This is a genomic window from Bacillus sp. P4_D3, assembly GCF_056401855.1.
Map to the genome: position 1 here is coordinate 1 of NZ_JBFUIN010000276.1, position 4,158 is coordinate 4,158.

Below are 4,158 nucleotides of genomic sequence, written 5' to 3' on the forward strand. Positions count from 1 at the left end.
ATAGCAACACCATCTATTTTAACTTCTTTGGCATTTATCCTTTTCCCAACGATGGGTGCTTTAAGATTAGCTAAATTTAGTGTAAAACCAACCATTGGATATTTTAAGGGATTACCTATTCCAGCTGCTGGATTACCATTGGCCGGTATGGGATTGTTTTCATATAGCAATGCATGGATTACATTAATCCTCGCTCTCTTAATGGTAAGTCCAATTAGGTTTAAAAAACTTTAATTGGGATCCCGTCTATCGCTTTAATTTCATTTGTGGAACGGTTCGCTAACATCCATCAAGTTGAGGATTTTGATGTTATTCATCATTTTACGAATGCAGCGATGGGACAGACTTTAAAGAGCTTACCTATTTATTGTAATTAATCATAATAGATTGTGAAATTGAATAGCCTCCAGTTTTTGAGGCTATTGTTTATATTTATATGTATTTTCGCCTCTATATTGAACAAATCCATCTTTCTTCTCTAATACCTCAAACGATAAAAATGCACTTCGTTGCTATAAAAGGCAAAAATTTTTCGTTTTGTGGGTTATCTATTTTCTTAGCTTGATAACGATGTGGTGGTACCCCTTGTTTAAAAATACTTAGTTACGCCCAAATAACATAACAAAAAGATTAGGAAATCACTCCTAATCTTTTTTGTTTATTACTATTCCATTGCCCCAGCAACATCATAATCATTTAAATCTAATTCAATCGGTTGCCCTAACGCAAGTTTAGCAAGTTGAGATCCTAAGTATGGACCTGCTGTTAATCCTGAAGCACCTAATCCGTTCGCAATGAGTATGCCTTCAAAATTAGGTAGTGGTCCAATAACAGGTAAGAACCCTGGTGTAAACGGTCTAAAGCCAACTCTTGTTTCAACCATTGTACCATCTTCTAAACCAGGCGCTACTGTTAACGCTTTATGGAATACTTCATGTAAACCACCAGCTGTTACACGGTGATCGAAACCAGTATCATTCTCATGCGTTGCACCAATTACGACATGGCCATTGTCAAATGTTAAAATATATTGATCGTTCGGCGGCATAACAACTGGCATATTTTCTGTTGCTGTATTTTCCATTTGTAAATGAACAATTTGTCCTTTTTGGAACGTAACTAAGAAATTAATTCCTAATGGGTTCAAGATTTCGTTCGCCCATGCGCCTGCAGTTACCATTACCTTTTCCGCTACAATTGTTTCGTCGTTTACTTTAACTCCCGTAATATGATTCCCTTCACGGACTAATACTGCATCACCTTTTATGAAAGTTGCACCATGTTTTTTCGCAGCGCTTATTAATGCGTTGCGTAATAATCTTCCATTTACTCGTGCAGCGCCACTAATATGAACAGAACTATATTCTTCCGATAATGCTGGGAATAATTTTTTCGTTTCTTCAGCTGATAAGCGAGTGATTTCACCAATCTCCGGTGCATCTTCACGGCGTTTATACGCTCTCTCTTCCATTTGATCTAGTTTTTTCTCATCAGTATGTAAACTAATTGCACCTACACGGTTGTAACCTGTATCCGTTTCACCGTCTTCTTCTAATTGCTGAATTAACGAAGAATAGTAACGTGCACCGCCTTTAACGATTTTATACCATGCTTTATTACGACGTTGCGACAGCCAAGGACAGACAATACCTGCTGCTGCGTCAGTTGCTTGACCTAACTCTTGACGATCTACAATAGTAACCTTCGCACCAGCCTTAGCAAGATGATAAGCAGTAGATGCTCCTAAAATTCCAGCTCCAACTACAATATACGATTTCATTTCAAACACCTTTTCTCTTTTGCTAATTATTTAAATATAAGAACATACTTTAGTATAATGGAAGGAATCATTTTTTCAATGTGTTCAACGTAATTAATTGTTGCATCATTGTGACGTTCCTAATCGTTATTTTTTCTTCTTACGGAATAATTCAATTGTTTTATAGCCTTGTGAAAGGATTTCAATCATTTTCTCAAGACGTTTTTCACGTGTTTTTTCTTGTTTTACAGAAAATAAATTACGTGCCCAATCTTTTTGATATCCAGGAGTTAAACTTTGATAAAATTTAAGTTCAGTGGGATGATTAGCCAATAATGCTTCCACATCTTGAATTCGATCAGCATAATCAGCAACACATTGACTTGCAGCAGGCGTTTTCTTTGCTTTTTTCTTTTCACGTTTTAAACCAACAACAGTGAAAACGTCATCCATACTTACCATTCGCGCAAATTTAATATCACTATTTCCTACATATCCATCTTCTCCAACATTTAACGCTGGAAACATTTCATCACGATGAATAAAAGTACTGTAACGAGCATTACCTTTTTTCGGATAAGCAAAAAAGACATAACCTTTCTCAAGTAACAACTCTTCATTTTTAATAATGAAATTTGTATGCTCTACCATCTCATCAAGCGTTTCTACAAAAATAAAAACAGCATCATGCTCTTTAGAAAATGTAGTTGGTTTATCTCCAAACACTTCATAATCGTTCGGTTCGTTAATAACCACCATATTCGTATACTTATTAAGTTTCAATTTATCGATAACTGACATAATAATCTTCCTCTACATTCAATATTCATTTTATATATTTTTTATACTGTTCTAGTGTATTATATCTATTAAGAAAATCAAACTTTAAATTGAGAACGGAATCTACTTGGCTCGAAATAACAAAATAGCCGATTCCAAATAGGAGTCGGCTATTCACTTTTTCATAGTTCAATATTAAAAAGTGAATGTAATAGTTCTCTATATTGATTCCCTGTAATTTCACGCTTACTTTTTTCTCCGTAAATAATTTCAGTTAAACTAGCATTCGTTAAGGAAACATGACCAGAATCCGTCAACTTTACTGCAATCGGCCCTTTATTGAAAATAGACTTCTCATCTTCTATCACCTTTTTTTGAACCTCATTTACAATTGACTCATCAATAACATGATTATAAAAAGCATGACAGACTTTCCACTCTTCATCAACATCCATTCTTTCTAAAACATAGTTTCCTTTGCTTGTATCTTTCCGTCTCACACGGTACATGCCGTTTTTAGAAGAAACCGGTTGCCCAGAAAACGGAACTGGAACAAGAGGTACCAACGAAGCAATCCCTACATCAATTAAATATGTTTCATTATCAAAATTTATAATAATAGTAATATGTCCGTCCTCAAGTGCCCATGCATTAATATCATTTTTATAAACTGTTCCTAATGCTAGCTGAGCATTAAAACCACAGTCTTTTAAAAAATAGTAGAAAAGAGTATTTGATTCATAACAAAGCCCGCCACGCGAACTTGTTAATATTTTCTTCTGTAAGTTCTCTTTTGAAATTTCATTTGTATTACCTGCTATAACATCTAAATTTTCAAACGGTATTGTATGCGCAAATGCAAAAAGCATTGTATTTAATTCTTCAAATTTCACTTCAGTATGTTTTTCAAAGTTCAATCTTTTAAAAAGCTGATCTTGTAAACTTGTCATATTCAGCACCCCTTAAAAATTATAAGTTAAACTAATATATGCTGATTGTAAATTTTATGAGGTACTGTATCCATGCATATTTACAGTTACTGTACCGGTACAAACTCCGAAAACATATTTGTATCAGAATACAAATATGAGGCACCATAACGGATGCCTCTTTCGAAATACACTTTATATCATTTACTTCAATGAGCTTAACTTTTCAATTGCTTGTTGTTCAGTTGCTAAATAAAAGATATCATTACCTTTATTACATTCAAAAATAAAGTCTTTTAAGCTTTTACTAGTGTACATAGAGAAATCTCCAACGATAGCAATCTTTACTCTGTAATTTATAAACTTTTGAAGAATATCACCCGCAAGACGTGTTTTTAAGTCAAAGAAACTTTCACTTATTAAAGATTTGTGGATAATAATACGCTTTGAATCTACTTCATATTGAACTGTTGCCAAAAGATCTAATGCAGATTGAACATCAGATATTACTAACGTATCGTTTCTTACGACAGCAATATTTATTCCGCCGGTTACTATTTTCTCTAATTCCATAGTCTCACTCCTCTATAATTTACACATCATGTAGTAAACATGCTTTGCAGCTCTTCATATTGATCATGGCTCAAAATTCCCTCTATACCATTTAGCCCTTACTTGAGTGATACGTAT

The 4,158-nt window shown here is 34.0% G+C and carries 4 protein-coding genes and 1 pseudogene; 1 reads left to right on the forward strand and 4 read right to left on the reverse strand.

The window, feature by feature from the left end:
• Positions 1-234, forward strand: a pseudogene (locus AC1DTM_RS19200) (CDP-diacylglycerol--serine O-phosphatidyltransferase); the annotation flags it as partial.
• A gap of 430 nt (positions 235-664) precedes the next feature.
• Here AC1DTM_RS19200 and AC1DTM_RS19205 read toward each other — a convergent pair.
• The 4 genes from AC1DTM_RS19205 to AC1DTM_RS19220 form a co-directional block, all read right to left on the reverse strand.
• The gene (locus AC1DTM_RS19205) at positions 665-1,780 is read right to left on the reverse strand and encodes an NAD(P)/FAD-dependent oxidoreductase (RefSeq protein WP_016104958.1); all 1,116 of its coding nucleotides are present in this window, start codon (positions 1,778-1,780) and stop codon (positions 665-667) included.
• Between the two features lie 126 nt (positions 1,781-1,906).
• Entirely contained in the window at positions 1,907-2,560 is a 654-nt protein-coding gene (locus tag AC1DTM_RS19210; protein WP_016104957.1) for a YdeI/OmpD-associated family protein, read from the reverse strand.
• A 161-nt stretch (positions 2,561-2,721) separates the two neighbouring features.
• Entirely contained in the window at positions 2,722-3,489 is a 768-nt protein-coding gene (locus AC1DTM_RS19215; RefSeq protein ID WP_016104956.1) for an arylamine N-acetyltransferase family protein, read from the reverse strand.
• Between the two features lie 183 nt (positions 3,490-3,672).
• Entirely contained in the window at positions 3,673-4,041 is a 369-nt protein-coding gene (locus AC1DTM_RS19220) for a DUF4180 domain-containing protein (RefSeq protein WP_002110118.1), read from the reverse strand.
• Positions 4,042-4,158 lie beyond the last annotated feature (117 nt).